Source organism: Rhizobium sp. Nf11,1 (genome assembly GCF_050587665.1).
Classification (GTDB): domain Bacteria; phylum Pseudomonadota; class Alphaproteobacteria; order Rhizobiales; family Rhizobiaceae; genus Rhizobium.
Genome location: NZ_JBOBHU010000009.1, coordinates 91,435 through 117,898, shown reverse-complemented (window position 1 = coordinate 117,898; position 26,464 = coordinate 91,435). Strand labels below are relative to the sequence as shown.

The window sequence follows — 26,464 nt, the reverse complement described above, 5'->3', positions numbered from 1 at the left end:
TTCACTGATTATTGCTCTTATTGTTTCACCGCACCGGCGGTCAGACCGCCGACGAGATAACGCTGAAGGAAGAAGATGACGACCATCGCCGGCGCGATGCCGACGAAGGAAGCCGCCATCAGTTCGTTCCAGATGACCTCCTGCTTGCCGAAGTAAGCAAAGAGCCCCACCGGCAAGGGCATGTATTCGGTCTTCGAGTTGAACGTCAGCGCGAAGATGAATTGCTGGGCGTAAGCGCCGATGAAGGTGGTAATGGCGACGACGATAATGCCCGGCATCGCGATGGGCAGGATGACGCGGCGAAGCGTGTAGAAATGGCTGGCGCCATCCATGAAGGCGGCTTCGTTGAGCTCCTGGGGAATACGGATCATATAAGTGCGCAGCAGCCAGATCGCCGAGGGGATCAGGAAGGCGACGCCCGGCACGATCATGGCGAGATAGGTGTTGAGCACGCCCATGCTGCGCATCAGCCGGAAGAGCGGGATGAGCAGCACGGCGCCGGAGAACATGTTCACCGTCAGGAAGGCACCGAGCAGGATGCCCATGCCCTTGAATTCGAACTTGGCGAAGGCGTAAGCGGCCGGAATGACCAGGCAGAGCACGATCAGCGTGACGATGATCGAGATGAAGAAGGAGTTGAAGATATAGCGCCCGAAGCCCGGTACGCTGATCCACATCGTCCGGTAGGCTTCGAAGGAGCCGTTCTCGGGCCAGAAGCGGTAGGGCGAGGAGAACAGCTGGGCAAGGGGCTTCAGGGAAACCAGGAAACCCTCGACGAAGGGCGCCAGCACGAAGAACAGGAACACCGCGATGCCGCAATAGATCAGGATGATTTCCCACCAGCGGTAGCGGTCGATCATGGCCGGGCTGCTCATGCGCGCTTCTCCGGATTGAGGCGGCGGGTGACACGGAAATAGGCGAAGCAGAAGAGCGACAGGAAGATGCAGATCAGCACGGCGCGCGCCGCACCTTCACCGTATTTCTTCGAACCGATCGCGGTCTGATAGGTGTCGATGATCATCGTCGTCGTCTCGCCGCTCGGACCGCCCTGCGTCAGGATCCAAATGATGTCGAACGAGTTGAAGGTGGCGATCAGCGACAGCATCGACATGGTGATGATGGCGGGCACCATCAGCGGCAGGGTGATGCGGCGGAAGCGGTACCAGCGGCCGGCGCCGTCGGTCCAGGCGGCTTCGTAGAGATCCTTCGGGATCGACTGGATCGCGGCCAGGAAATAGATCGTCACCAGCGGTACGCCAATCCAGACATCGGTGACGATCGTCGCCCAGAAGGCGGTGCTGCCATAAGCGAGGAAGGCGACCGGGCCGTCGACGAGGCCGAAGCGCTGCAACAGGCCCGAGATCATCCCGAACTGCCCATTATACATCCAGCCCCACATGAAGATACCGATCGCCATCGGCACGATCCATGGCGGCATTGTCAAGAGCCGGAACAGCGAGCGGCCAGGTACGGCGGCATTCAGCATGCATGCGCCAAAGGTGCCGATCACCATTTTCAGGGCGACGGAGAAGAAGGTCCAGACGAAGGTGCGGAGGATAACCTCCGCAAATGTGGCGTTGAAGATCTTCTCGTAGTTGACCCAGCCGACCCAATTGGTGGTCTTCTTCAGCGACGCATCGGTGAAGGAGAGAATGAACGTATCGACGAGGGGATAGGCGACGATTGCGAGAACATAGAGAACGGCCGGAAGGAGGAGGATGCAGGCGAAGATGAAGGCGCTTCTTTGGACACTCATCTTGCCGTCTTCCTCAAGCCGCTCTGGCGTGAAGGGCTTCGTCGAAGCGGTCCCAAACAGGACGCAAGTCGACGACCGTTTTCTTGATCCTCGCTTCGTCCATCGCCAGAGCCAGAATGCCGGCTTCGAGCGCGTTCAGCGTGGAGACGGGAAGTTCGAGCCCGGTGCGCACGCTCTCGAGCAGGTCGCTCGCCATCTGTTCGTCGGCGCCGTAATGCTGGGAGAGTTCGGTAGCGGCATAGGTGTTCTCGACCACCTTGTTGCCGGTCAGCTGTTCGTGGACATTGAGATAACCGCGGACGAAATCACCCTCGGCCATGCCGCGCGAGCCCATGATGGCGAAACGGCGGAACTGGTCAGGCACGTTCAGATTGGTGTGGAAGTTCATGCCGACGCCATTTTCATATTCGACGATCGCCACCTGATAATCGATGATATCGGCATCGCTGTCGAAGACCTTGTCCGATCCCATCCAGCCGCTCGGCTTGCGGTGGAAAAGCTCGAGATCGTTGATGCCCTCGCGCGCCGGGTCGTTGGCCGGCGTGAAGCTCTTGCGGCCGCCGAAACTGGCGACACGCTCCGGCCGCGCGCCGACGACGCCATTATAAAGGTCGAGATCGTGGCAGCATTTCTCCAGCATGAAGCTGCCGGAATAGCGCTCGTAGCGGCGCCAATCACGCATGAAGAAAGCGCCGTGATAGGGCTCGATATGTTCGGAAGCCTCGATCGACACGATCTGGCCGAGCTTGCCCTCGGCCTGGATGGCGCGCAGATCCTTGTAGAGAGGGGAGTAACGCAGCACCAGACCGACCATCAGCCGCTCATGGCCGAACTTCGCCATCAGATGGGCAAGCTCGATGCTTTCGGCGATGGTCGTGACGATCGGCTTTTCGCAGAAGACCTTGAGACCGGCTTGCAGCCCGAGTTTGATATGGTCGAGATGCATGTGATTGGGGGAGCCGATCATCAGCAGATCAAGCTTTTCGGAGGCGAGGAGCTCCTCCGGCGAGCCGTAGGCCTTGCCGGCGGAAATGCCCTTTTCCGTCAAACCGGGAAGGCCGGCAGGATCGGGGTCGACGTAGCCGACGATATCGAAACTGCTATCGATCGCTTTGAAGACGTAGCCGAGATAGCCGAGCCGGAATCCTAGCCCGATGATGCCCACTTTCATGCCGATCAAGTTCCCGATTAAGTAATTTATTTTCTTTAAGTTGGGACAAAAAACAAAGGGCGTCAATAGAAAACGGGGCGCAAGACGCGAGTATGAAATTGATTTTCATAATTCGCGGGCGAGGATCGTCAAAGCGCTGCCACCGCCAAAATGCGGAGGCAACCGGTGGAAGAGCCATCTTCAAAGCAGGAATGCTGACGTCATTGTTGCGGACCCGGCAAGCTCACGCAAAAATCGCGAAATGTTGAAAAGAGTAGCGAGCCCGGGTGTGTAGGATGGGCGATACCCGAAGGAGGAGCCATCATGACCCGCATGACAGCCAAGGACTTTCCGCAGGAACTGCTCGAACTTTACGATTATTATGCGCATGGAAAAATCACCAAGCGCGAGTTTCTCGACCGGGCCGCCAAGTTTGCGGTCGGTGGGGTGACGGCAGCCGCCATTCTTGCGTCGCTCAGCCCGAACTACGCGCTGGCGACCCAGGTCGAGTCTACCGATCCCGATATATCGGCCGAATACATCACCTATCCCTCTCCCAAAGGAAACGGCGATGTCCGCGGCTATCTCGTGCGGCCCGCAAAGGCCGACGGCAAGGTTGCGGGCGTGGTCGTCGTTCACGAGAATAGAGGCCTGAACCCCTATATCGAGGATGTGGCGCGGCGCGTGGCAAAGGCCGGCTTCATCGCGCTGGCGCCGGATGGGCTGACGTCGGTCGGCGGTTATCCCGGCAATGACGAGAAGGGGCGGGAGCTCCAGCAGAAAGTCGATCCGGAAAAGCTGATGAACGACTTTTTCGCGGCGGTCGAATTCCTGATGAAGGGTGATCTCACCAGCGGAAAGGTCGGCATAACAGGCTTCTGCTATGGCGGCGGCGTCGCCAACGCTGCGGCGGTCGCCTATCCCGAACTGGCCGCAGCCGTGCCCTTTTATGGCCGGCAGCCGCGCGCCGAGGACGTGCCAAAGATCAAGGCGCCATTGCTTCTCCACTATGCCGGGCTGGACAAGGGGATCAACGAAGGCTGGCCGGCCTACGAAGCCGCGCTGAAAGCGGCGGGAAAAACCTACGAGGCTTATATCTACCCCGACGTCAATCACGGCTTTCATAATGACACCACGCCGCGCTACGACGAGGCGGCGGCCAAGCTCGCCTGGCAGCGAACGGTCGACTGGTTTACGAAATACCTTGCCTGAAAATGCAGTGGCGTGAGGCGGCGGGGAGCCATTCCCGCCGCCAGGCCTCGTGTCCCGCTATCGCGAACGGTCGACCTTGCGCCGTCCCCGACTGAGCATCATTCCGCCGATGATGAGAACAATCCCGCCGGCGTTCGCCCAGAATGATCCCGGGACCCCGCTGACATAATCAAACGCCACCCCCGTTACCATCTGCCCGCCGATGATCAGCAGAGCCGAATTGACGGCGCCGATCCGCGCAATCGCCCAACTGCCGGCCGCCACGAAGACAACGCCGATCGGACCGCCGAGATAGGCATACCAGGGCGCCGCGGCGGCGCCCGCGGGAAGCAGGCCCCCGACGAAGAACCCGAGGCAGGTGAGGACGGCAAATCCGACTGCGTGATTCCAAAAGGATGCGATCAGCGGCGTCGTCGAGATGCTCAACCGCCCATTGAGCTGACGGCTGAGACCGACGAGCACGCCGCCGAGGCAAGCAAGCAGAATGAAGAGCGTCACGCCGCACCTCGCCCGAACAATATGATGAGCGCCGCCCCCGCAACGACGAGGCCGAGCGCAGTGATGTCGCGTGCATCGGGATGCCGCTTGCGCATGCCGAACAGTCCCCAACTGTCCGCCGCGACGCTGAAGACGACCTGGCCTGCCAGGCCCAGAGCCAGGGTGCCGGAGAGCCCGAGCGGTGAGTTGACCGCGGTCGAGGTCAGCATAACCGTTGCCGCGCCGGAGATACCGCCGAAATAGGCCCATAGAGGCGCTCTCAACGTCTTTTCGGGCTTTGGCGTTCGTCGCCGGCGGATCAGCAGGAGAAGAATGACCGCGGCAACAATGCCTGTGCCATGAGCGGTCCAGGAAGAAAACAGCGGATTGCCGTAGCGTGCCAGCTCGCCATTGAGGTGCACCATGAACGTCAGGAGCCCACCCGTGGCGAAAGCACCGGCAAAGTAGATCGGATGCGGATTTCGTGCGGCTTCGATGGTCATTGGAGATTCCGTCAGCGAATCGATTGCTGCTGATGTTTTCAAATTGCCACTAAGGCCATTCATCGGCATCTTCAGCAAGACGTGGTGTCGTCATAGCCTGGCGGCACGGAGGACGCGATGCTGCTCAAAGGCGAACGGACATTCCTGGTGCGGGATGCTGGCGGTTTTGTCGCGCACATCAATATGCCGGGATGGTTGAAGCCGAAGCCGACGGACCATGGCCACGGCCCTCTCGCTATGATCGTCGAATCCATCCTGGTCCCTGGCCGGCTGATCGCGATGCACGAGCACAGAAACGACGAGATCGTCTCCTGGGTGCCTGACGGCGTGATGCGTCACCAGGATCGGGCCACAGGCTGGCTGCTGATCGACCGCCATCATCTGATGGTGATGAATGCCGGGAAAGGCTTCTGGCACTCGGAGGAGACGATGGTGACCGATCCGCCGCTGCGAATGCTGCAGATCCTCATTCGTCCGCGTGCGGCCGATCTGGCGCCGAAGATTCAATACGGCGCGATCCCCATGGTCGCGGCGAATGTCTGGCGACACCTGGTCGGCCCGGAAGGGGAAGGCACGCCGTTTTATGTCCGCAGCGCCGTCGACATCTTCGACATCCGGTTGGAAGCAGGCGCGCGAGCGGAATTCCCGCGGAAGCAGGGCTGGGATCTCTACTTCTATATCTTCCGTGGCTCAATCACCGTAGATGGTCAAACCTTCATGGAAGGCCAGCAGGGACTGCATCTGTCGGATGACCGGCTCGACCTTGAGGCCAAGGATCCAGCCACGCTGATCGCGTTTCTCCTCTATGCAAACGCACCGGTCGCCAAGCAGGGGACCGTCGGCGACCATAAAGACATACCGTCGGCCCTCGTCATCAGGGTGCTTCTGAAATGGAGGAAATTTCGGCAGATGTGGCGACGGTCTTCACTAGGCGCGCTTCTGCGGCAATAGTGATTACCGCAAGTCGCTTCCGCTTTCGGCAATTGTGCGGTAGCCTGTCCGTTCGTTCACATCCAGCGAAGATTTCGCTGACAGCCCAGAGATGCCGAGGACGGGCGAAATTAAGATCGTCCAGAGCTGCGGACAGTTTCCGTCAGCCTTGATCCGGCTAAAAATGCGATTGTGAACGGAACAAGCATGCCTGCAATTGGGTTTCGAACCTTAGCGTTTAAAAGGAGGAGCATCATGCCTACGGTTGCCGCGACGCCCATTACTCCGCCCGATCAGCACGTCGTCACCGCACGCGAAGCCATCGAGCCGCTGTATGAGAAGCTCGAACTGCAAACGGAATCGCTGGTTCTCTCTGCGGCGCTCGAAGCAGGATGGTCTCCGGACGAGGCAACGGAAGCGCTGGCGGCGCTCAGACTGCAGGACGCGCTGTCCATCCTCGACGAACGATCTGGCCAGTAGTTCGCGAAGAGTGACGACTCCGGCCATGGCGGGACAACTTCGTCGAAGACGCGACAACTTCGCTCCCGAGCCGGGCTACAACGTGCGCGTCCGCCCGAATGAGCGCAACAGCAGATTAAGAGAGACGGCAACCTTGTCGATGTCGCGAATGTCCCGCGAATATCGGCCGGTGTAGAGTTTTACAATCATGCTGTCGCGGGCAGAGCCGCTGAGTTCGAAATAAAGGTGCAGGTAATAGGCTTGCTTGTCGCCGCCGCGACTTACGCTTCTTCGCCGTTGAGTGACCTGACCGAGCTCGGCTTTGATTGGGGCGAAGCCGGAGAGTTTCAGCATCACCGATTTGGATTGCAACCGGGCCATGGTGGGGACTGCAACGACCGCCTTGTCCAGTGCCAGACTGACGACTTGACCGGGGACATCGTCGACGATAGCGGGTTCATCGAGCTTGAACGCATGGAACAGGCGCCGAGGTTTCTCAAAGCAGATGAGTGACGCGATGAGCAGGACGACGATATTGATCCCTGACCACCAGGCCGCGACCGGCGAAAACTGGCCTTGTACATGCGACGTTTCCGGTACGACGTTGACCAGCAGGCCAACCACGGTGATCGTGATCATGCTTGCGATCCAGGCGAAACTGTAGCGGTCGAACTGGTTCGCCTCGTTGCCACTGCCCTTCGGCGTCACCCTGAAAGGCTTGCCGAATGGTCTCACCAGGCTGGAGACCACGGTCGGCAACATGCGGAATGTCGCAAAGGTCCCGACAGCGCTGGAAACCACAGGCAGATAGCGCGTCGGCGTGATCCACAGCATGAGCAGAAAATAGGCCGCCAGCAGCGGCACCTGATGAGACACATACGCGGCTATATCAGTGAAATAGAGCGGGACCAGGCCAAACCAGAGATAGACGATGGGGACGAGCAATATCGCGAAGCGGACCAGATACTGCACCAGCCATGACGCGGGCAGGAACATGATCCGTTGAAAGAGCGTCAATCCCGGGCCGCGCAGCGGGCCATTGTACAGGTAAAGGGTTTGAATACCCCCCTGACACCAGCGTTCGCGCTGGACAAAATAACCGGTCAGGTTCTCGGCGGCCAGTCCCATCGATAGCCGCTCGTTCAGGTAGCGGGTCTTGTAGCCTTTGTTGAGCATCGAAAGAGTGGTCAGCAGGTCTTCTGTGATCGACTCCGTCGGAAAACCGCCTATTGCGTCGACGGCCTTGCGGCGGGCAATCGAGCATGACCCGCAGCAGAAACTGACGTCCCAGGCGTCTCGGCTGGGCGCGATCTCGTCGAAAAACAAGCGCTGCTCGTCCGGCCAGATATTCTCCAGGCCCAGGTTCGACTGGACCGGATCGACATTGAAGAAATGTTGGGGTGTCTGGACGATGCCGATGCTTTCATCGGAAAAGAACGGCAGCGTCCGGCGAAGGAAATGTCGATAGGGAACAAAATCGGCGTCGAAGATCGCAATGAATTCGCCCGAGCTGACCTTCAGCCCATTGTTCATATTGCCGGCCTTGGCATGGCTGTTGTCGCCGCGCGTGACGTGGATGACGTTCTTCTCCTCGCAATAGGTCTTCAGCCAATCCCGGCGTTGATCGTCGAGCACATACACCGTCAATTTGTCGGCAGGATAATCCAGCGCGCGGGCGCCGATGATGGTTCGCTCGAGCACGTCGAGCGGCTCGTTATAGGTCGGGATGAAAACGTCGACAGTAGGCAGCTCACGCTTGTCGCGCGCGAAGAAAACACGACCCAGCCTGTCCGCTTCCGCGCTACCGGTCGACATAGCGGCTCATCAATACCAGAAAAAGGATAACTTCGACGCACGCCAGAATCTCGACGAAGAAGAGGATCCACCCAGTAGAAATTCGCACCGTCGCTGGGATAGGGAAGCACCGTCTCGGTCAAGCGCCAGTACATGTATCGCAATGCGAATGCTGCGACAAACGCGCAGGTCACCGCTCGTGTCCAGGTGTGATGCCGCGACCAATTGAACGGCCCGAGGAAAAAGAAGGCCGAAACGAGAAAGGTCGGAACCAGCGCTAGAAGATACTGAACCACAGGCTTTTTACCCAGTTGGACACGTCGATGCCGTGTTTGGAAAACCGTACCTGTACTGTCCGCCCCACCTGGCAGGAGTTCGCAAAGTCATCATTCATGAAGGATGGATCGAGGCGAACCCGAATGCGGGCATTGCGCTGTGTCGACGGCGGCAAGCTGGCAGCAAAGGAATCGGCCTCAACCGAAGCCGAACTGCCTCTGACGGAGATGACCGTACCATTGAAGACATCGCTGCGGCCGAACAAGCGCACCTGAGCGACAAGTCCGGGATAGATTTCGTCATAGTTGACCTCGGGAACAAGAATATCCACAAACAGCTCCCGACAGTCGAGAAGGCGCATCAGCTCGTCGTTCAGCACGACGTTGGAACCGTTGACGATACTTCTGGTCCAAACGACGCCGTCGAACGGCGCTATTGCCGTTGCGGATTCAAGGCTGCTAACGCGGCTTGCCTCTTTGACGAGCTGTTTTTGAACTTCTGTCGCTCGTGTCTCATTCTCCGCTATGCGCGAATTCAAGTCGTTGATGCGAACGACAACCTCGTCCTCGCGCTGCCGCGAATAAGGCACGTCATTCTGCCCGTCGCCGAAAACAAAGATACCCTGGCGGACCGCATTGAGCCTTTGTTCCAGTTGATCGACAGTCAGATTGCTGATTTCGACCTCGCCGCCGGTCGCAGCTCCGGCGGCTCGCGCGACTTCGACCAGCTTCTGCGTAAGAATACCTTTTGACTCGAGCTCCATCCGGCGGTTCAGGTCGACCTGTGCGACAAGATCCTGGGCCTGCGACACTTCGACCTTTTTCCGCAGGATTTCGACTTCGCGTTCGAGATTGGCAATAGTTGTCTGCCTGTAGACTTCCAATCTTGCAGACAATTCCTCGCGAAGGGCGGAGAGCTCCTCCCGTTCCTTTTTAAGTGCCGCGACGCGGTCGAGCGCCGTGTTCCGATCTGCCTCGAGCGAAGCAAGAATTGCGCGATTAACGCGTGTATTTCTGATTTCTGCGAGGGATTGTCCCGCTTTGACCGGGCTGCCGACCTTGAGGGGTTCTTCCGCAATCGTGCCGTCGATTGGGGCATTGACGACAGCAAACCGGGCATTGACCGTGCCATCAAGGCTGGTAAAGCCGGTAATCGTCGGCAATGAGACGACGGTCACCAGTGCCAGCAGCAACAGGCCGACGACGATGCGTGTGATGCGATGGTTCCAGATCATGTTGGCATCCGAAGGTATCGCTCTGCAGCCATCCGTCGCTCTCGCGCTGACACCGATGGATGCAACTCATTCTTGCATCCTTTAGCGCATCGAAATTTATAGACAAGTGATGGTCGTAAACCTGCGACAGAAACAGTTCGGCTCTGAACGAAATGCCACCGACGCAGGCGTGGCGCCGGCCTGTGGTCAAGCCCGGCGCGGCGACTGAAGAGGGGGGTAATGGGTAGAACGTAGGGATAGGGGATGATGGAAATTACCGCGCCCGGTGAGGCCGCCATCTCATTGAGACAGAAATAGCGGAGCGGTTTGGCTTTTCACGAAAGCGCAGAACCGCTCCAACTTTATTATCTACGCAGTTCCCGGCAAAAGCGCTTCGCACTTTACTCAGGAAACAGCTTCTCACCTTGCCCGGAACGGCTCTAATGCGGCCGAAGTTCTTTGGTCGCGATCAGCATGACGAGATCTTCCGAGGCATCGGCGAGCGTCAAAGCCAATTCCGCGGCCGACCATCCACGTTTCTGCAAACTGACGAGCATTTCCACCATTGCGACTTCGACTTCTCGTCTGCAGGTCGAAATTGGCTTCAATTGGATAACGTTCTCATCACATGCGGTAGTCATCTTAGCCTCCTCTGCCACATGAAGGGCAGCGTCAAAGAAATTCGACAGTGGTTGGATATGATAGGGGTTGCGTACAGACCTCGAGCCATTACGCATCGACATGTATGGCCTCGGCTGCGCGCAACCCCTCGCGCGCCGTTATTTGCCGATGTCGGCCTCAGGAGCGCCTCGTATCAGTCTGAACGACTGGCGACACAATTTTCCTGGCTCACCTTTGGATTGATTCCTGTTGAGAGCCATTGCTTGCGCAAGGCGAGCACAACTACTTCTCCGATAGTTCACGGCCTATCCTCCCATGTTGGCGTGTTTTGTTTTGAACAAGTGTCGTTTTGCGTTGTCGGGGCTATCGCACCGGCAGCTAAGTATTTGGAATTTCCGAACTTCCTTCGGAATTAACCATTGCTTATTTAGATATATGAACGGGATGCGCTTGTCGTTATCGCAGCATCCAGAAAATTATCGGTCCGTCCATTTCTGCTCGCAGAGGAATATGATAAGTAGCTTATGCACGTAGAGCTTTAGCCAATTCGAATCTCGGATGGCTGTTGTTTGCTTCAGTTTCAACAGCCCGGATCTGCTAATGCGCTGGAGGAATTGGATGGTTGCGGAGTCTGGAGATGACCCGGCTGCGGGACGGGAATGGCCGGCGCACCTGGAGCGGCGGCGCTGGCCGCGCGAACCTTCTTCCCAGAAAGAACATCGGGTGGACGTGCCACCGGCCTTGGTGCCCTTGCGATTTTCGACGCACGAACTGCCACAGAAAGAACAGTTCCAGGCCTGGCGATCACATGTGGCGCCCCTTATGGATGTACATCTGCCGGATGGAAAATCAGAGGGCGATGGTTTCCTCGCGGAACAGACCGGTTGGCACCTCGGCGATATCCTCATCGTTCAGCAGCGCGCGCAGGCGTGCAGCTATATTCGCGATCAGGCGATGCTGCGATCGAGCCCAATTGATCACTGGAACGTCGGCATACTGCGCAGCGGCCGGGCCTGGACCGAAGCCGATCGGCATGTCACGGAAACCGGCCCGGGTGAGATATTTTTCAGGTCTCTTGGTTATCCGTACCGCGGGCGGATGACCGATTCAGTTGCTGTGCTCGTCTTCCTGCCCTATGAACTGTTGACCGGTGATGCGACTCTTCTGCAGAGCGCCAACAACACCGCCTTCTCCGGTAGCCTGGCTGAATTGCTGGTCAGCTATATTAACGGCCTGGAAACGAACCTGAGCAGCTTGACGGTGGAGGAGGTGCCGCGGATCATACGGACGATCGGCGATATGGTCGTTGCATGCGCTGCATCCTCCACAAGTTCGGACCGCGGCCAGGAACAGACCAATATGGGGCTGATGGAGCGGGCGCATCGCTATATTCACCTCAATCTTCATTCAGATAGCTTGACGCCTGAGGTCATGTGCCGAGCGCTGGGAATCTCGCGGACCCGGCTCTACCGATTGTTCGAAACGAGCGGGGGCGTCTTCACTTACATTCGCAAACGTCGCTTGCTGCAGGCCTATGCGGATCTTACCAATCCGACCGACAACAGGCCGATCTCGGAGATTGCCGAGGCCGCCGGCTTCGACGTTGCAGCCAATTTCACGCGCGCGTTCAGCCATGAATTCGGGCTCAGCCCGCGTGAAGTCCGAAAGACCATAGCCACTGAGCGCCCGGCAATCCCCGCAACCCGTGCCATGCGAGTTGGGACAACGATCGGCGATTGGCTGACGTTCGCACGTTGATGTCGGAAAGTACCAAAAGCCATTGCTATTAATGGATATTTTCAAAGAATTAGGCAGCGACGTTTACTTGGCACCCTCGAGTTCCATAAGATCGATTACGCCAGATTCGATTGTAGCCGGGGTGGGTTCAAAGTTGAAGTGTCCTGTTTCTGAGTGTCGCCAGATGATTTTGGACTTCGGTCAAGCACTCTTGGACACCAATAATTTTGGATCATGACTCTCCTGCCCGAATGCCTGACCTCTCCGCCTGTCAGGCGATGCCGGAACGAACCGGCAGCGGATCGAACATCCGCTGCCCAAGATAATTCAACGAGTGGTCTGCTTATTTTGCCGGAGCTTTGTAGGCAGATGCGATTTTGCCCGCCTTTTCTTGAGCGGCCTTGAATTCCGCACCTGTGTACGCTCGCACGGTTTTGATATTCGATACTGCTCCCGAAGCGCCGACGACAAGAAGCGCGGGGATCAGGTCAACACCGTCGGGGAATTCTGCGATTACCATCCAGTCGGTTTCGCCGGTCGTGACGTAGAAAGAATGCTGCTTCCCGCCTGCTGCTTCCATGATGGCACGGGCCGCCGCTTCCCGGTCCGATGGATCGGCGATCATTCCCTTTGTTGCCGCGGCTGAATAGCACCCTGTGATTATGAACAGTGGCATAGGACATCCTCCTCAACAATCGGGCAGATCGGGCGATCTGCCGCATATTCAGTATCTCACATCCAGGCGTTGACCGCGATTAGGTAAACCGGAGTAAACCCCGGCGTAGGGCGCCCTGTCGCGCATGGTTGCATGTGCTTGATTTGTAACGTCGTTTCCTACCGCACTTCGAATTCCGGATCTGAGGGAACCTGCATGGCGAGAGCGAGATGATTTGTCTGCGCGGCAAGGCCGATGATCGTCAGAAGTTCGCCATGTTGGGCATCGGTCATGCCGCGGGCTCGGGCAGCTGCGGTGTGGGATTGAATGCAATACTGGCAGGCATTGGCCGTCGACACGGCGATGTAGATCATCTCCCGTGTCAACGGATCAATCGCGCCTTCGACCGTCATGACCGATTTGAGCGTCTCCCATACCCGCTTGAGATTTGCCGGATCGTTTGCAAGAGCACGCCAGAAATTGTTGATGAAATCGGTCTTGCGTGTCGCCCTGATGTCGTCGAACACCGCTTGCACGGCTGGAATGGCTGCGGCCTCTTGGTCTGACAGGAGTTTGACTGTTGCCATCGATTTTCCTTTCGGGTTTGCCGATACACCGCCTCGGGCACGATGTTTGCTCCGCGAGCCCATGTTGCCGGCGGAAGATACGAAGAAATGCCAGCGGCCGCCAGCCTCCCTCCCGGCGAGGAAATCGAAGACGGCTGTTTCAGGAAAACAGGCAAAATTAGAAATTATTGTCTACAGATTTTATAGATTATACGGTTCCATAGACCTGTCGACTTTCAGCGATGAGATTTCGAACACCCGAAGAATCCTTTTGCGGGTGCAGGTGACCTGCCGACTCTTCCAACATCAACAGGAGATTTTCATGAGCAATCCGGTTCTCGTCGATCAGATCATACCCGAGTCCGATGTCGTGCCGCTGACCGGCCGCGTCGGCGCCGAAATCAAAGGTGTTCGTCTTGGCGGAGATCTTTCGGACGCAACGGTGGCAGCCATCAACCAGCTTCTGCTCAAACACAAGGTGATCTTCTTCCGCGATCAGGGACATCTTGACGATTCCGAACAGGAAGCCTTTGCACGCCGGCTCGGCGATCTCGTGCCGCATCCAACCCAGGGACCCGTCGCCGGCACGGCGTCCATCCTCAATCTCGATTCCAGCCGCGGCGGCGGCAGGGCGGACCAGTGGCATACCGACGTCACCTTCGTCGACGCCTATCCCAAATTCTCCGTCCTGCGCGGTGTCGTCATCCCGGCAGCCGGCGGCGACACGATCTGGTCCAACACCCATGCCGCCTATGAAAGCCTGCCGGCGCCGCTCAAACTGCTGGCGGACAGTTTGTGGGCCATTCACAGCAATGCCTATGATTATGCCGCCGTTCGCCCTCGCGCCACCGCCGAAGAGAAGAAGCATTTCGAGGAAGTTTTCACCGCGACGATCTACGAAACCGAGCATCCGGTCGTGCGTGTCCATCCGGAAACCGGCGAAAGATCGCTGCTCCTAGGAAACTTCGTTCAGCGCCTTGTCGGCCTGTCGAAGAGCGACTCCGTAAAACTCTACGAGGTGTTCCAGTCCTACGTCACCGCCCCGGAAAATACCGTGCGCTGGCGCTGGAGAGCCGGGGATGTGGCGATCTGGGACAATCGCGCCACCCAGCACTATGCCGTCAACGACTATGGCGACCAGCACCGCGTCGTGCGCCGCGCCACGGTCGATGGCGATGTTCCCGTCAGCATCGACGGCCGCCGCAGCATAACGCATGTCAAGGCTGCCAAGCCGCAAGCAAAGGCGGCGTGACCGCGCACAAATGAGTGTTGCCCGGCCCATGAAGCGACCAGAGCTTCATCGGCCGGTCTTCGCAAGGGCAAAATGAGCCGCATGCCTTATGAGAAGGAAAGCTTCTCACTTGGCCGCGTCAGCGTTTCCGGACGCAGAACTGCATCTAGATGCTCCTTCTGCATCAGGCCGCGTTCGAGAAGGATTTCATAGACTCCCCGCCCCGAATGATGTGCTTCCAGCGCGACCTCCGTGGCATTGCGATAGCCGATATAGGGGTTCAACGCCGTCACGATGCCGATCGACTGCTCGACTGTCTGGCGCAGCCGGTCACGGTTGGCGGTGATGCCTTGAATGCAGTTGGCCTCGAGCGTCAGGCAGGCATTGGTCAGGTGGCTGAGACTGCGGTAGAGGCTGTAGAAGATCACCGGCTCGAAAGCATTCAACTGGAGCTGGCCCGCCTCGGCCGCCATGGTGATCGTCACGTCATTGCCGATCACCTCGAAAGCCACCTGGTTGACGACTTCCGGGATGACCGGGTTGACCTTGCCCGGCATGATCGACGAACCCGCCTGGCGCGCCGGCAGGTTGATCTCGTTCAGCCCGGCGCGCGGCCCCGAAGACAGAAGCCGCAGGTCGTTGCATGTTTTGGACAGCTTGACCGCGACGCGCTTGAGGACGCCTGACAGCTGCACGAACGATCCGCAATCCTGCGTCGCCTCCACCAGATCCGGCGACGTCACCAGGTCGACGCCGACGATCTCAGACAGGCGCTCGCGCACCAGCGCTGCATATTGCGGGTGGGCCGTGATGCCGGTGCCGATGGCCGTGGCGCCAAGATTGATTTCGCGGATCAGCGAGACGGCTTCTAAGAGGCGCGCCTCGTCCTCTGCCAGCATCAGCGCATAGGTTCCGAATTCCTGCCCCAGCGTCATCGGCACGGCGTCTTGCAACTGGGTGCGGCCCATCTTGAGGACGTCGGCAAACTCGATCGCCTTGGCCTCGAACGATCGCCGCAGAATCGCCATGGCGTCGACGAGACGATGAACGCCGATCCATGCAGCGAGCTTCAGGGCCGTAGGATAGACGTCGTTGGTGGATTGCGACAGATTGACATGTTCGTTCGGGTGCAGGTGCTGATAATCCCCTCGCCCATATCCCATGATTTCAAGCGCCCGGTTGGCAATCACCTCGTTGGCGTTCATGTTGGTCGAGGTGCCGGCGCCGCCCTGGATCAGATCGACAACGAAGTGGTCGTGCAGTGCACCGTCGCGGATCTCGATACAGGCCGCAATAATGGCGTCGGCGCGCGCCCTGTCCAGAAGGCCGAGGCTTGCATTGGCCTGGGCCGCCGCCTGCTTGATCGCAGCGAGCGACGCAATCAGGTCCGCCGATTCCCGCAGGGTCTGACCGGTGATCGGAAAATTCTCGACCGCACGCAGCGTATGCACGCCGTAATAGGCCGAGGCCGGCACCTCGCGCTCGCCGATCAGGTCATGCTCGACGCGGATATTCGCAATAGTGGAGATAGTCATGGCTGGACTTTCGAAAGCGGCGCTGCGGATCTGAACTGCGGCGGCAGGCCGGAGAGATGATCGGTTAGGCGCGGCAGAATTGCCGCGTCCGGAAGCGTCATTGTATCAAAGCTGCAGGACTGGACTACTCCCCTCCGGCTCCGATATGCGCAGCCTGAACGGAAAGGACACGCCACCAGTGGAAACACCCATGGTGTTCACCCGCTTGGGACGATGGAACGTTGCAAGCTCTCGGCGGAGTTCGGGCGAACCGATGCCGAGCTGATCGAGGATTTCCGTCACAACCGCGTAGAGGATTTCGATGTTGCCATCCTCGACCTTGACCGAAATGCCGAGCGCCCCATCCGCCCCCAATCGCCTGGTGTCATCCGAGGCGCGCACACCGATTGCATAGCTGGCATCGGCGCCGAGCTTACCGATCAGCGCGCCGTTGAACGCGCGCATCAGTACTGTGCAGTAACGCCCCTCGCCCGCGACCATTGCGGGGTGGCGCGCCATCGACTGGAAAATGCGAGCGAGTGCTGCGTCTCGCCTCGACAAACCCTCCTGCCCCTCGCCCCGATCTGCTGCCGAAGCAAGCTTGGCGTAGAGGCGCGCCAGGCGATCCAACGGAAAAGCGGGCGTCGGCAGATTGCATCCGTCGATCCCCCATTCGACGTCCTGCGGATCAAGATCGCATAGTTCAGCGACTGTACGCTTCACGAGCACCTGCATCGGATGATCCGGCAGGTGATAGTCTTCGACGCCCGCGCCGATGGCCCGGGCGCCTGCAATCATTCCAACGTGTTTTCCCGAACAGTTGCTGCAGACCGCCGTCGGCGTATAGTCTTGCCTGATCCAGGCGCGATTTACGGTTTCGGACAAGGAAGGATGGCCGCCACAGCGAAGATCGGCCTCTTCTGCCCGGATCTTCGCCAGCATGGTCCGCGTGTGCGCGATATGCAGCTCTTCGCTGCTGTGCGAAGCGCACATTAGCGCGAGATCCGCATCATCGAAGCCGTAACGCTCGATCCCACTCGTCTCCAGGATGGCGAGCGCCTGGGCCGGCTTGGCGGCAGACCGGGCAAGCGTCAGGCGCGTCGGGTTTCCCAGCGCATAAAGCAGCCGGCCTTCTGCATCAACGACCGCCGCATGGACGCGATGGCGGTTCTCGACGATGCCGCCACGGTCGGTGACGACGAAATCCTCACTCGGGATCATTTCTCTCTCCATTGAAGCGGCCCCGGCGGCATTTGGCGCCGGGGCAAGCCTTGCTGTCGCGCCGGTCAGGCCAGATCGAAACCGCCGCGATCGTCGCCTTGTTCGGCCGCGATCATGTGGATGCGCTCCCGCATCAGAAGCCAGCCGACCACCAGCGCCGGAATGATCAGCAGCAGCGACGCGACCGTGTAGGTGCCGACCGGATAATCCAGCGCCATCAGGATCACGACGACCGTTAGGAAGCCGAGCGTCAGCACGCCGGTATAGGGCGCGCCGAACATCCGGAATTCGGGCCGCACCAGCTTGCCCTGACGCGACAGGTGCCACAGCTTAAGCTGGCACAGAACAATGACTCCCCATGCCGCGATGATGCCGAGCGCGGCGACATTCAGTCCGATCTCGAACGCTTCTGCCGGAACGACGGCGTTCAGCACGACGCCGAAGGCGGTCACGACAGCCGTCACCGCAATGCCGCCATAGGGCACGCCGGATCTGTTCATCTTCGCCAGCGCGGCCGGCGCCGAGCCCGAAATCGCCATGGAATGCAGGATGCGGCCGGTCGAATAAAGGCCGGCATTGAGCGACGACAAGACGGCGGTGAGCACGACGAGGTTCATGACGACGTCGGCGCCTTCAACGCCGATCTTGCCGAAGAAGGTGACGAACGGGCTCTCGCCGCCCTTATAGGCGGTATAGGGCAGCAGCAGCGACAGCAGCAGAACCGAGCCCACATAAAAGACCACCAGGCGCAGCACGACCGTTCGGATCGCGCGCGGCATGACCTTGCGCGCGTTTTCGGTTTCGCCCGCGGCGGTGCCGATCAGCTCGATCGAGGCATAGGCGAAAACCACGCCCTGGATCACCACAAGCGCGGGCAGGATTCCGTTCGGGAACATGCCGCCGAAGTCGACAATCGTATTGAGGCCTGGAGCGTGGCCGTCGATCGGCGTGCCGGTCACAACGAAGTAGACCCCGACAAGCAGGAAGACGACCAAAGCGAGAACCTTGACGAGGCTGAACCAGAATTCCAGTTCGCCAAACACCTTCACCGACAGAAGGTTCATGGCGAGAACGAGAACCAGCGCCGCCAGCGCAAAGACCCACTGATCGATCATGGCGATCCATGGGACGTAGGCCTTGAAGAAATTCATGTAGAGAGCCACGGCGGTGACATCGGCGACCGCCGTCATCGCCCAGGTCAGCCAGTAGAGCCAGCCGACCGCAAAGGCGAGCTTTTCACCGTAGAATTCACGGGCATAGGAAACGAACGAACCGGAGGTCGGGCGGTGCACGATCAGTTCGCCGAGAGCCCGGAGAACAAGGAACGCGAAAAAGCCGCACAAGGCATAGACCAGCACAAGCGCCGGACCGGCAGCGGCAAGCCGCCCGCCCGCGCCCAGAAACAGACCGGTGCCGATCGCTCCGCCGATGGCGATCATCTGGATCTGCCGCGGCTTCAGTGCCTTTTTGTAACCGAGATCCTCCTCGGCGAAAATCTGGCCATCGGCCTCGGTTCTGGTGGATTCCATCACTGTCATTTCTCCTCCCTGGGTTCGGCAACCTCCCGGCCGCCCCTCCGCGCAGTCGCGTCAAAGATGTCAATCTGCCATGCGGTCTGACAGGTTTGAAATAGATGAAGAGACGCCGCTCGGTCAAGGGTCTTTCGTGCGATGTTGTGCATATATGGACGCCGGTTCGTCACAGGCAGCTGGATGCCGGGTTGATCCGATACCCCCATTTCGCGATATGGAAGAACTCGTTGTTCACCGACCTTGTGACCGGGGAGTATGACCAAAGGTGCGTTTGAAAGCGTGTCCGAAAGCGCTCTGAGAGAGATAGCCGACTTCACTTGCAATGCGCGCGATATCAGCCTCGGGCTCGCTCAGCCATTGCCTCGCCAAAAGCATTCTCCAATCCGTGAGATACTCTAGCGGCGGCTTGCCCACGCGGCGCGCGAAACGGGCCGAGAACGCCGATCGAGACATGCCAACCCTCGCCGCCAAGCTCGCAACAGTCCACGGGCGCTTTGTTTCACCGTGGATAACACGGAGCGCTTCTCCAATCTGACGATCCGCCAGCGCACCGATCCAGCCGATGCAGGCGTCGCCCTGCTCGGCGACATAGGCACGGATCGCCTCCACGAACAAAACCTCCGCCAGCCTTGTCGTGACCAGAGAACCGCCAATGCGGTCCCGTCCGACTTCGCCATCGAGAAGCTCCAATGTCCGGGACACTGCCGTAGCCGCGCCTGACGCGCCTCCGATGCGCAGGAAACGCGGAAGCGCGTCGAGAACGAAGTTGGCCTCGGCACTTGCGAACGTGATGCTGCCGCCGATCAGGACCGTCTCGTCGCCACCAAGACGGACGATGTCGCGGCCGGATTGCGCGTACAAGGCCGCACCATCGATCGGTGTCAGGTCCGGGTTGCTTGCCACCCCATAGGCTCCGCCGCCGATCAGGAACACGTCGCCTTCGGTCAACTGCTGCGGGGGGTGGTCAGGCAAGAGAATCCAACATTTCCCGCGCAGGACGGCCACGAGCTTCAATCTTTCCTTTTCCGCGAAAGACAGGCTCCAGTCGCCACTGGCTTCCAAACGAGTTCTACCGCCGCTGCGCGCACCGAGAGTGGTGAGCACATCAGAAAGCGGATCTGAATGATTCATGGACGATCGCGACATATTCATGGCCTTCCGAGCATAGATCATCCAAGTGAGGTCGACTACCTTTAATTCGAAAAGGAGACCAAGCCATGACTATCGAAAACAAAGTTGTCGTCATTACCGGCGCGGGCAGCGGAATGGGTCGCGCCACCGCCCTCCACTTGGCCGAACGGGGCGCTCGTGTCGTGTTGGGCGGACGAAGGGAAGATCGGATCGCGTCTGTGGCCGCGGATATCAAGGCCATTGGCGGCGGTTGCGCATATCGGAGCACGGATGTCACCAAGCGAGAGGACCTCACCGCGCTCGTCAACTTGGCTTGCAGCGAATTTGGCCGGCTCGACGTCGTCGTGAACAACGCCGGCATTGGCCCGCTGTCGCGTTTCGACGCCCTGCAGGTAGATGAATGGGACGAGACGATCGACATCAACGTGAAGGGGGTCCTTTATGGGATCGCCGCGGCGCTGCCGGTGTTCGGCAAGCAGCAGAGCGGCCATGTCATCACTGTCGTTTCGACCGCAGGGCTCCGAATCCTGCCGAAGATGGGCGTCTACGCTGCCAGTAAGAATGCGGTACGCACGATCATGGAAGCGTTACGGCAGGAGTCCGGACCGAATATCCGGGTGACGGAGATCTCACCGGGGGCGATCCAAACGGAATTCCTGACGACGGTGGGGGACGAGGCCGAACAGGCGCGCCTTAGAGCATGGTCGGACAGAATTGCAATTCCTGCCGATTCCATTGCGCGCGCAATCGCCTTCGCCATCGACCAGCCGGCTGACGTCGAAATCGGAAGCATCGTGGTTCGGCCAACCGCACAGGACTAACCGTCGGGATTCCGCGGTGATCTCTCGACAGACAGGATCTAGCGCGTCTCGCTGCCGATGAGCCGGCTGACGGCCATCTCCACCTTTTTAAGATGGATGTCCATCGCGGTCCGGGCGTCGACCTCCGCGCCTGCGCGGATGGCTTCGACGATGGCGCGATGCTCGTCGTTCGATTCCTGCCGCCGCGGCCCGAGGACCGTCAGCAGACCGGATTGCTGCGCCATGGCCTCCCGAACCTCGTCGACAATATCGCGGAAGACGGCGTTCTTCGACGCCGCCGCGATCAGCCCATGAAAATCCGAGTCCAGCCGCACCCAGGCCTCGGTATTTTCCTCATGCTCCATCTCGTCGCAAAGGCCGAGCAAGCGGGACAGCTCGTCATCGCTTCGACGCAGCGCCGCCCAGCCGGCGGCCGATACTTCGACGTAGGGACGGGCCTCCATCAGATCACGCGCCGAATAAGCGCCGTAACTGATATCGCCGTCGCCGGCAGCCGCTAGCACGTATGTGCCGCTGCCCGTTCGTGTCTCCGTCAGCCCCAGAATCTGCAGCGAGCGCAGTGCTTCACGCACGATCGGGCGGCTGACGCCATATTTTGCCGCCAGCTTCGCTTCTGACGGCAGCTTCGAGCCGGCAGCAAAACGGCTTGACAGGATGAGGCTGCGCAATTCCTCGAACACAAGTTCCGAAGCGCTTTTGCGACTAAGGGTCGCTGGATTGGACAGCCAGTTTTCTAGATCGTTCATCGCCTTGCATCCGATCGGCCGGGCGGGATATCCGGGCGCAAATTGGAAATTACACCTTCAACGCTGCGCGTCTGTCATCGGCAACCCAATGATGGACCGCTTGACCTCCAGCAGGTGCTCCGCCATGGCCGCACGCGCATCCTGCTCGCTGCCCGCGGCAATTGCCTCCAGAATTCGGCGGTGCTCCGCATTGGACGCTTTGCGCCGTCCACGAACATGCTCGACCAGTTCGGATTGCGTCGAGAGCGCGCCGCGAACATCGGCGACGACTTTCCGGAAGATCGCATTGCCTGAAGCCTCCGCGATTTCTCCATGAAAGGTCGCGTCCATCCGCACCCATTTCTGGACATCCTCCTCCTCGTTCATCCGGTCGCACAAGGATGTCAGCCGGACCAGCTGCTCGCCCGAACGGCGCAATGCCGCCCAACCGGCAGCCGGAATTTCGATGCAGGGGCGCGCCTCCATCAGATCGCGGGCGGAATAGGCACCGCCGCCAAGTTGTCGTGCGGGGCTTTCCGAAACGACGAAGGTGCCGCGGCCGGTCCTGGTCTGCGTGAAGCCCAGCGTCTGCAGGGAGCGAAGCGCTTCACGCACGATCGCCCGGCTGATGCCGTAGCGTTCGGCCAGTTGCACCTCCGAGGGAAGACGGCTTCCGAGCGGCAGTTTCTGATCCACAATGGCCGTGCGGATATCTTCGAAGACCGCTTCGGCAGCGTTTCTTCGGTTGATTTCGTTCTTCTCCGACAGCCATGAATCCATATCCCGCATCGAAGGACGATGCGTGTTAACCGGAGAGCTGTCAAGCAACCGGACAGGTGCGAGCATGCCTCGTGTGCGGCCTATGCGAAGCCGCTTACCAGAGCTTCATATGCCGATTGACATCTTTGTAGAGCAGGTAGCGGAAGCGGCCGGGACCGCCGGCGTAGCAGGCCTGCGGGCAGAAGGCGCGCAGCCACATGAAATCGCCGGCTTCGACCTCGACCCAATCCTGGTTCAGGCGATAAACCGCCTTGCCCTCCAGCACATAGAGGCCGTGCTCCATGACGTGTGTTTCCATGAAGGGGATCACCGCACCCGGCTCCAGCGTCACGATATTGACATGCATGTCGTAGCGCACATCGGCCGGATCGATGAAGCGGGTCGTGCCCCAGCGGCCGTCGGTGTCGGGCATGGCCTGGATCGGATGGTCATCCTCATGCGTAAAAATTGCCGGCGGCGGCTCCAGCCCCTCGACTTCCTGGAACGCCTTGCGGACCCAATGGAAGATGGCAGCAGCCGAACCGTTGTTTTTCAGGCGCCAGGCCGAGCCGGCCGGAAGATAGGCGAAGGAACCGGCGCGCAGCGCATGGCTGACGCCTTCGAGCTCAACCGTCATGCCGCCTTCGACGACGAAGAGCACCGCTTCGGCTCGTTTGTCGGGCTCCGGCCGGTCGCTTCCGCCGCCCGGCTGAACTTCCATCACATATTGCGAGAAGGTTTCGGAGAAACCGGAAAGCGGCCGTGAGAGAACCCACGCCCGCGTTCCCGTCCAATGCGGAAGGAGGCTCGTGACAATATCGCTCATGACGCCGCGGGGGATGACCGCGTAAGCCGTGGTAAAAACGGCCTTGCCGGAAAGCAGTTGGGTCTGCGGCGGCAGGCCGCCGAGCGTCGAAAAATACTCTGTCTTGTTCATCGGTGCGGCTTTCCAAGCATTTGTCTCCGCATCTGCTTTATGCGCCGATGATCCGTTAGGCAACTCCCAGCCCGGACGAGCGAGCGACCATGACCAGATGGCCCGGCCCGACCTCGCGATAGGAGGCTATCGGAGGGGCATAGTCGACCGGGCGCATTGGGCTCTTGATCTCGTCGTTCGCCACCATCCGCTTCTCGTGGCGGCGGTCGGGATCTGGCACCGGCACGGCGGCGATAAGCTTCTTGGTATAGGGGTGCTGCGGGTTTTCGAAGATGGCGGCGCGCGGGCCGATCTCGACGATCTCGCCGAGATACATCACCGCCACGCGGTGGCTGACGCGCTCGACCACCGCCATGTCGTGCGAGATGAACAGAAAGGCGAGGTTGAGGCTCTGCTGCAGATCCAGCATCAGGTTGATGACCTGCGCCTTGATCGAGACGTCGAGCGCCGAGACGCTTTCGTCCGCTACGATCACCTTCGGCTGCAAGGCAAGCGCGCGGGCGATGCAGATGCGCTGGCGTTGGCCACCGGAAAATTCATGTGGGTAGCGCGCCGCCATATCCGCGGACAGGCCAACCTTCACCAGCAGGTCGGCGACGACCTCCCTTGCCTGTTTCGCATTGCCCATCCGGTGTTCGAGATAGGGTTCGGCGATCGCAGCCCCCACCGTCATGCGCGGATTGAGGCTGGCGAAGGGATCCTGGAAGATCATCTGCACGGATTTGCGCATCTCGCGCAGATCCTTCTTGTCGAGCCCGAGCACCTCCTTGCCCTCGACGAGCACCGAGCCGGCCTGCGGCTCGATCAGGCGCATGATGGCGCGCCCCGTCGTCGATTTGCCGCAGCCGGACTCGCCGACGAGCGACAGCGTCTCGCCGGCATTGAGATCGAAAGAGACGTTTTCGACCGCATGCACGCGGCTGGTCAGCCGGCCGAAAAGGCCGGAATGGATCTCGAAGCGCTTGGTGAGGTTCTTCACCTGCAGGACGGGCTTCGCCGCGACCGTATCGGCAGCCTCGGCGGGAACGTCCGATTGCCCCGTCGCCGTGTTGACCACGGGAAAGCGCAGCGGCCGCTGCCGGCCCCGCATCGAGCCGAGCACCGGCACGGCCGATAGCAGCGCCCGCGTATAGGGGTGTTTGCCACGGTGAAAAATATCGGCGGTAGGCCCGCTTTCGACCTGTTCGCCGCGATACATCACGACCGTCCGATCGGCGATCTCGGCGACGACGCCCATGTCGTGGGTGATGAAGAGCACGGAGGTCCCCTCCTCTTCCTGCAGCAGCTTGATGAGGTCGAGGATCTGGCCCTGGATCGTCACGTCGAGCGCCGTCGTCGGCTCGTCGGCGATCAGGAGCTTCGGCCGGCTGGCGAGCGCCATGGCGATCATCACCCGCTGGCGCATGCCGCCGGAAAAACGATGCGGATATTCGTCGAAGCGCGAGGCGGCCGAGGGGATACGGACCTTTTCCAGCAGCCTGATCGTCTCCGCCCTGGCATCGGCTTTACTCATATCGGAATGGCAGAGCAGCGCTTCGGAGATCTGATCGCCGATGGTGAAGAGCGGATTGAGCGAGGTCATCGGCTCCTGGAAGATCATCGCCACCTCATTGCCGCGCACCTGCCGCATCGCATGTTCCGGCAGGGCCAGCAGGTCGCGGCCGTTGAGCATGACGCGGCCCTCGATGCGGCTCGTCTCCGCCTGCAGCAGCCGCATGATCGACAGCGAGGTGACGCTCTTGCCCGAGCCGGATTCGCCGACGATCGCCACAGTTTCACCGGGCGCGACGGTGAAGGAGACGTCGCGCACGACCGGTTTCCAGGCGCCGTCGACCAGGAAGGACGTAGTCAGCCGGTCGACGGAAAGAACGGGGCTCAATGTCTCGATCGGCTGGGCTTGGGCGTTGGCCATATCGGCTCCTCTTGCGGCGGATGAGAACGGTCGATCAATCCGGCCAGCACAGCAACCCGTCGAAGCGGTGCCGGCTGCGGTTTTCGATCGGTGTGGCGATGACTTCGTTGGAGGCGCGCGCCTTGTCGAGTTCCTCAGCGAGGCGGTTTGCGACGATGACCTCCTGGCCCGGGTGCAAGTTGCAGGGGTCGAGATAGAAATAGCGGTGCTCCACCTCATGATCGCGCACGATGATCGGCGGACTGCCCTTGGCGAGCGCATCGGCCAGATCCCAGGCGGTGATATGCGCCTCTTCTGGATCGACGATGAGCCGCAGCCGATCGAGCGGATTGTTGGTCGGGTCGGGCTCGATCAACGCGGTGACGCCGGGACGGCCGTCGAGCGTCTTCTTCCACAGATTGAGATAACCGGTCTCGCGCTCGCGGATGCCGGCATGATCGCGCCTTTCCCACGCCTCCAGCGCCGCCATGACCCCGAAGATACTTTCCTTGCCGACCTTCATGCCGCGGCCGATCCCCATATTCTGCAGGAAGGCGTGCCGCACCAATTCCTTGCTGCCGGCGACGATGCCCGAGGTCGGGCCGCCGAGAAACTTGTGGCCGGAATAGAGCGCGATATCGGCCCCCTGCTCCAGGAAGGTCCTGAGGTCATATTCCGAGGCCGCATCGACGATGACGGGGACGCCCTTGGCATGGGCGATCTCGATGAATTCCTTGAGGTTCAGCAGCCCATAATCGACGACATGGTGGGAAACGACATAGACGGCAGCAGCCGTCTTGTCGGTGATCGCCCTTTCCATGTGGAAACGATGCGTCGAGGTCGCCTGTCCCACAAGCACCACCGTGCCGCCGGCAAGCCGGATCGCCTGGTCAACCGGCGCGCCGTAGCTGACCACATGGCCCATCTGCACCAGCACCTCGTTCCTCTCCGGGACGGCGTCCGGGAGTTTCTCGATCGCCAACAGATTGTCGCCGGTGATTGCGCCGGCGACGGCAAGCGAAATGCCGGCCGAGCAGGAGGCGGTGACGAAACCGGCCTCCCCGCCGGTCAGCCGGGCGATGACGCTGCTTGCCTTGCGCTGCAAGTCGTTGATTTCGACGAAGTGCGGCAGGATCGCTGCCATCGCCTCGATCGCCTCCGGAACGACGATCGAGGCGCCGAGGCTGGTCATCGTGCCGGACACATTGATGACGGGACGAAGGCCGAGCGAAGGTCTGATATCATCGGGCATGAAGATCTCCGAAAGTCTGGGAGGAAGGGCAGAACATGGCGCGGCCATCTGGTAGTGTCGAGCAGCCGGGGGAAGGATGCCTGTTAAAATAGAAATAAGTC

24 protein-coding genes and 1 pseudogene are annotated in these 26,464 nt (G+C 60.0%); 6 read left to right on the top strand and 19 right to left on the bottom strand.

The genetic code is table 11. The annotated features are described in order from the left end of the window. Positions 1 to 17: 17 nt before the first annotated feature. Genes ACQ7C1_RS15530 through ACQ7C1_RS15520 form a run of 3 tightly spaced genes read right to left on the bottom strand, consistent with a single transcriptional unit; the run spans position 18 to position 2,927 of the window. Entirely contained in the window at positions 18 to 875 is an 858-nt protein-coding gene (locus tag ACQ7C1_RS15530; RefSeq protein ID WP_430958907.1) for a carbohydrate ABC transporter permease, read from the bottom strand. Then, positions 872 to 1,756 (bottom strand): carbohydrate ABC transporter permease, encoded by an 885-nt coding sequence (locus tag ACQ7C1_RS15525; RefSeq protein ID WP_221156528.1) that lies wholly within the window; start codon positions 1,754 to 1,756, stop codon positions 872 to 874. Before ACQ7C1_RS15525 ends, ACQ7C1_RS15530 begins: the two co-directional genes overlap by 4 nt. Positions 1,757 to 1,769: 13 nt before the next feature. Continuing rightward, a complete protein-coding gene (locus tag ACQ7C1_RS15520; RefSeq protein ID WP_097601402.1) occupies positions 1,770 to 2,927 on the bottom strand; it encodes a Gfo/Idh/MocA family protein in 1,158 nt (385 codons plus the stop codon). Positions 2,928 to 3,230: 303 nt separating this feature from the next. Between ACQ7C1_RS15520 and yghX the strand changes: the two genes are divergently transcribed. Next, complete coding sequence (yghX, locus tag ACQ7C1_RS15515) at positions 3,231 to 4,118, top strand: YghX family hydrolase (protein WP_097601389.1); 888 nt, start codon at positions 3,231 to 3,233, stop codon at positions 4,116 to 4,118. Positions 4,119 to 4,175: 57 nt separating this feature from the next. On the opposite strand, the gene ACQ7C1_RS15510 is transcribed toward yghX, so the two are convergent. Further along, positions 4,176 to 4,616, bottom strand: a complete 441-nt coding sequence (locus tag ACQ7C1_RS15510; protein WP_221156524.1) for a DMT family transporter — start codon at positions 4,614 to 4,616, stop codon at positions 4,176 to 4,178. Beyond that, positions 4,613 to 5,098, bottom strand: coding sequence for a DMT family transporter (locus tag ACQ7C1_RS15505; protein WP_221156522.1), 486 nt, complete (start codon positions 5,096 to 5,098; stop codon positions 4,613 to 4,615). The genes ACQ7C1_RS15510 and ACQ7C1_RS15505 overlap by 4 nt, the downstream gene beginning before the upstream one ends. A 117-nt stretch (positions 5,099 to 5,215) precedes the next feature. Between ACQ7C1_RS15505 and ACQ7C1_RS15500 the strand changes: the two genes are divergently transcribed. Then, positions 5,216 to 6,049, top strand: a complete 834-nt coding sequence (locus ACQ7C1_RS15500; protein WP_221156520.1) for a pirin family protein — start codon at positions 5,216 to 5,218, stop codon at positions 6,047 to 6,049. Between the two features lie 234 nt (positions 6,050 to 6,283). Further along, positions 6,284 to 6,508, top strand: coding sequence for a hypothetical protein (locus ACQ7C1_RS15495; RefSeq protein WP_064695708.1), 225 nt, complete (start codon positions 6,284 to 6,286; stop codon positions 6,506 to 6,508). A gap of 75 nt (positions 6,509 to 6,583) precedes the next feature. Here the strand turns inward: ACQ7C1_RS15495 and ACQ7C1_RS15490 are convergent. The 3 genes and pseudogenes from ACQ7C1_RS15490 to ACQ7C1_RS15480 all read right to left on the bottom strand — a co-directional run bounded on the left by ACQ7C1_RS15490 (position 6,584) and on the right by ACQ7C1_RS15480 (position 10,411). Then, positions 6,584 to 8,577 (bottom strand): annotated as a pseudogene (locus ACQ7C1_RS15490) (glycosyltransferase). Then, entirely contained in the window at positions 8,559 to 9,791 is a 1,233-nt protein-coding gene (locus ACQ7C1_RS15485; RefSeq protein WP_221156517.1) for an HlyD family secretion protein, read from the bottom strand. Before ACQ7C1_RS15485 ends, ACQ7C1_RS15490 begins: the two are co-directional and overlap by 19 nt. 419 nt (positions 9,792 to 10,210) lie before the next feature. Further along, positions 10,211 to 10,411, bottom strand: a complete 201-nt coding sequence (locus tag ACQ7C1_RS15480; RefSeq protein WP_221156573.1) for a hypothetical protein — start codon at positions 10,409 to 10,411, stop codon at positions 10,211 to 10,213. A 598-nt stretch (positions 10,412 to 11,009) separates the two neighbouring features. On the opposite strand from ACQ7C1_RS15480, the gene ACQ7C1_RS15475 reads away from it, so the two are divergent. After that, positions 11,010 to 12,149: a helix-turn-helix domain-containing protein gene (locus tag ACQ7C1_RS15475; RefSeq protein WP_430958906.1), complete on the top strand. Its 1,140-nt coding sequence runs from the start codon at positions 11,010 to 11,012 to the stop codon at positions 12,147 to 12,149. A gap of 322 nt (positions 12,150 to 12,471) precedes the next feature. Here the strand turns inward: ACQ7C1_RS15475 and ACQ7C1_RS15470 are convergent, their stop codons facing one another. Further along, on the bottom strand, positions 12,472 to 12,804 hold the full coding sequence (locus ACQ7C1_RS15470; RefSeq protein WP_097600749.1) for a GYD domain-containing protein: 333 nt from the start codon (positions 12,802 to 12,804) through the stop codon (positions 12,472 to 12,474). A 158-nt stretch (positions 12,805 to 12,962) separates the two neighbouring features. Further along, positions 12,963 to 13,370, bottom strand: coding sequence for a carboxymuconolactone decarboxylase family protein (locus ACQ7C1_RS15465; RefSeq protein ID WP_088674573.1), 408 nt, complete (start codon positions 13,368 to 13,370; stop codon positions 12,963 to 12,965). Between the two features lie 301 nt (positions 13,371 to 13,671). Here ACQ7C1_RS15465 and ACQ7C1_RS15460 point away from each other — a divergent pair, with 301 nt between their 5' ends. After that, positions 13,672 to 14,601: a TauD/TfdA dioxygenase family protein gene (locus tag ACQ7C1_RS15460; protein ID WP_430958905.1), complete on the top strand. Its 930-nt coding sequence runs from the start codon at positions 13,672 to 13,674 to the stop codon at positions 14,599 to 14,601. A gap of 86 nt (positions 14,602 to 14,687) precedes the next feature. Here the strand turns inward: ACQ7C1_RS15460 and aspA are convergent, their stop codons facing one another. From aspA to ACQ7C1_RS15440, 4 genes are all read right to left on the bottom strand, one after another. After that, on the bottom strand, positions 14,688 to 16,115 hold the full coding sequence (aspA, locus tag ACQ7C1_RS15455; protein ID WP_430958904.1) for an aspartate ammonia-lyase: 1,428 nt from the start codon (positions 16,113 to 16,115) through the stop codon (positions 14,688 to 14,690). A gap of 105 nt (positions 16,116 to 16,220) precedes the next feature. Continuing rightward, positions 16,221 to 17,315: an asparaginase gene (locus tag ACQ7C1_RS15450; RefSeq protein ID WP_430958903.1), complete on the bottom strand. Its 1,095-nt coding sequence runs from the start codon at positions 17,313 to 17,315 to the stop codon at positions 16,221 to 16,223. 65 nt (positions 17,316 to 17,380) lie between these two features. After that, positions 17,381 to 18,853 carry an amino acid permease gene (locus ACQ7C1_RS15445; RefSeq protein ID WP_430958902.1) on the bottom strand — a complete coding sequence of 491 codons (1,473 nt, stop codon included), beginning with the start codon at positions 18,851 to 18,853 and terminating at the stop codon, positions 17,381 to 17,383. 225 nt (positions 18,854 to 19,078) lie between these two features. After that, entirely contained in the window at positions 19,079 to 19,999 is a 921-nt protein-coding gene (locus ACQ7C1_RS15440; protein WP_430958901.1) for an AraC family transcriptional regulator, read from the bottom strand. A gap of 65 nt (positions 20,000 to 20,064) precedes the next feature. On the opposite strand from ACQ7C1_RS15440, the gene ACQ7C1_RS15435 reads away from it, so the two are divergent. After that, on the top strand, positions 20,065 to 20,799 hold the full coding sequence (locus ACQ7C1_RS15435; RefSeq protein ID WP_430958900.1) for an SDR family oxidoreductase: 735 nt from the start codon (positions 20,065 to 20,067) through the stop codon (positions 20,797 to 20,799). 38 nt (positions 20,800 to 20,837) lie between these two features. Here ACQ7C1_RS15435 and ACQ7C1_RS15430 read toward each other — a convergent pair whose 3' ends face one another. From ACQ7C1_RS15430 to ACQ7C1_RS15410, 5 genes are all read right to left on the bottom strand, one after another. Further along, a complete protein-coding gene (locus tag ACQ7C1_RS15430) occupies positions 20,838 to 21,545 on the bottom strand; it encodes a FadR/GntR family transcriptional regulator (protein ID WP_430958899.1) in 708 nt (235 codons plus the stop codon). Positions 21,546 to 21,602: 57 nt separating this feature from the next. Then, entirely contained in the window at positions 21,603 to 22,313 is a 711-nt protein-coding gene (locus tag ACQ7C1_RS15425) for a FadR/GntR family transcriptional regulator (RefSeq protein ID WP_430958898.1), read from the bottom strand. A gap of 85 nt (positions 22,314 to 22,398) precedes the next feature. Beyond that, the gene (locus ACQ7C1_RS15420; protein ID WP_430958897.1) at positions 22,399 to 23,220 is read right to left on the bottom strand and encodes a bifunctional allantoicase/(S)-ureidoglycine aminohydrolase; all 822 of its coding nucleotides are present in this window, start codon (positions 23,218 to 23,220) and stop codon (positions 22,399 to 22,401) included. 55 nt (positions 23,221 to 23,275) lie between these two features. Next, the gene (locus ACQ7C1_RS15415; protein ID WP_430958896.1) at positions 23,276 to 25,132 is read right to left on the bottom strand and encodes an ABC transporter ATP-binding protein; all 1,857 of its coding nucleotides are present in this window, start codon (positions 25,130 to 25,132) and stop codon (positions 23,276 to 23,278) included. 34 nt (positions 25,133 to 25,166) lie between these two features. Next, complete coding sequence (locus ACQ7C1_RS15410) at positions 25,167 to 26,363, bottom strand: aminotransferase class V-fold PLP-dependent enzyme (RefSeq protein ID WP_430958895.1); 1,197 nt, start codon at positions 26,361 to 26,363, stop codon at positions 25,167 to 25,169. Positions 26,364 to 26,464 lie beyond the last annotated feature (101 nt).

Bases quoted from the DNA above. Each gene is read 5' to 3' on its own strand.
- ACQ7C1_RS15530 (WP_430958907.1), bottom strand. From the start codon at position 875: ATGAGCAGCCCGGCCATGATCGACCGCTACCGCTGGTGGGAAATCATC.
- ACQ7C1_RS15525 (WP_221156528.1), bottom strand. From the start codon at position 1,756: ATGAGTGTCCAAAGAAGCGCCTTCATCTTCGCCTGCATCCTCCTCCTT.
- ACQ7C1_RS15520 (WP_097601402.1), bottom strand. From the start codon at position 2,927: ATGAAAGTGGGCATCATCGGGCTAGGATTCCGGCTCGGCTATCTCGGC.
- yghX (WP_097601389.1), top strand. From the start codon at position 3,231: ATGACCCGCATGACAGCCAAGGACTTTCCGCAGGAACTGCTCGAACTT.
- ACQ7C1_RS15505 (WP_221156522.1), bottom strand. From the start codon at position 5,098: ATGACCATCGAAGCCGCACGAAATCCGCATCCGATCTACTTTGCCGGT.
- ACQ7C1_RS15500 (WP_221156520.1), top strand. From the start codon at position 5,216: ATGCTGCTCAAAGGCGAACGGACATTCCTGGTGCGGGATGCTGGCGGT.
- ACQ7C1_RS15495 (WP_064695708.1), top strand. From the start codon at position 6,284: ATGCCTACGGTTGCCGCGACGCCCATTACTCCGCCCGATCAGCACGTC.
- ACQ7C1_RS15485 (WP_221156517.1), bottom strand. From the start codon at position 9,791: ATGATCTGGAACCATCGCATCACACGCATCGTCGTCGGCCTGTTGCTG.
- ACQ7C1_RS15480 (WP_221156573.1), bottom strand. From the start codon at position 10,411: ATGACTACCGCATGTGATGAGAACGTTATCCAATTGAAGCCAATTTCG.
- ACQ7C1_RS15475 (WP_430958906.1), top strand. From the start codon at position 11,010: ATGGTTGCGGAGTCTGGAGATGACCCGGCTGCGGGACGGGAATGGCCG.
- ACQ7C1_RS15470 (WP_097600749.1), bottom strand. From the start codon at position 12,804: ATGCCACTGTTCATAATCACAGGGTGCTATTCAGCCGCGGCAACAAAG.
- ACQ7C1_RS15465 (WP_088674573.1), bottom strand. From the start codon at position 13,370: ATGGCAACAGTCAAACTCCTGTCAGACCAAGAGGCCGCAGCCATTCCA.
- ACQ7C1_RS15460 (WP_430958905.1), top strand. From the start codon at position 13,672: ATGAGCAATCCGGTTCTCGTCGATCAGATCATACCCGAGTCCGATGTC.
- aspA (WP_430958904.1), bottom strand. From the start codon at position 16,115: ATGACTATCTCCACTATTGCGAATATCCGCGTCGAGCATGACCTGATC.
- ACQ7C1_RS15450 (WP_430958903.1), bottom strand. From the start codon at position 17,315: ATGATCCCGAGTGAGGATTTCGTCGTCACCGACCGTGGCGGCATCGTC.
- ACQ7C1_RS15445 (WP_430958902.1), bottom strand. From the start codon at position 18,853: ATGACAGTGATGGAATCCACCAGAACCGAGGCCGATGGCCAGATTTTC.
- ACQ7C1_RS15440 (WP_430958901.1), bottom strand. From the start codon at position 19,999: ATGAATATGTCGCGATCGTCCATGAATCATTCAGATCCGCTTTCTGAT.
- ACQ7C1_RS15435 (WP_430958900.1), top strand. From the start codon at position 20,065: ATGACTATCGAAAACAAAGTTGTCGTCATTACCGGCGCGGGCAGCGGA.
- ACQ7C1_RS15430 (WP_430958899.1), bottom strand. From the start codon at position 21,545: ATGAACGATCTAGAAAACTGGCTGTCCAATCCAGCGACCCTTAGTCGC.
- ACQ7C1_RS15425 (WP_430958898.1), bottom strand. From the start codon at position 22,313: ATGCGGGATATGGATTCATGGCTGTCGGAGAAGAACGAAATCAACCGA.
- ACQ7C1_RS15420 (WP_430958897.1), bottom strand. From the start codon at position 23,220: ATGAACAAGACAGAGTATTTTTCGACGCTCGGCGGCCTGCCGCCGCAG.
- ACQ7C1_RS15415 (WP_430958896.1), bottom strand. From the start codon at position 25,132: ATGGCCAACGCCCAAGCCCAGCCGATCGAGACATTGAGCCCCGTTCTT.
- ACQ7C1_RS15410 (WP_430958895.1), bottom strand. From the start codon at position 26,363: ATGCCCGATGATATCAGACCTTCGCTCGGCCTTCGTCCCGTCATCAAT.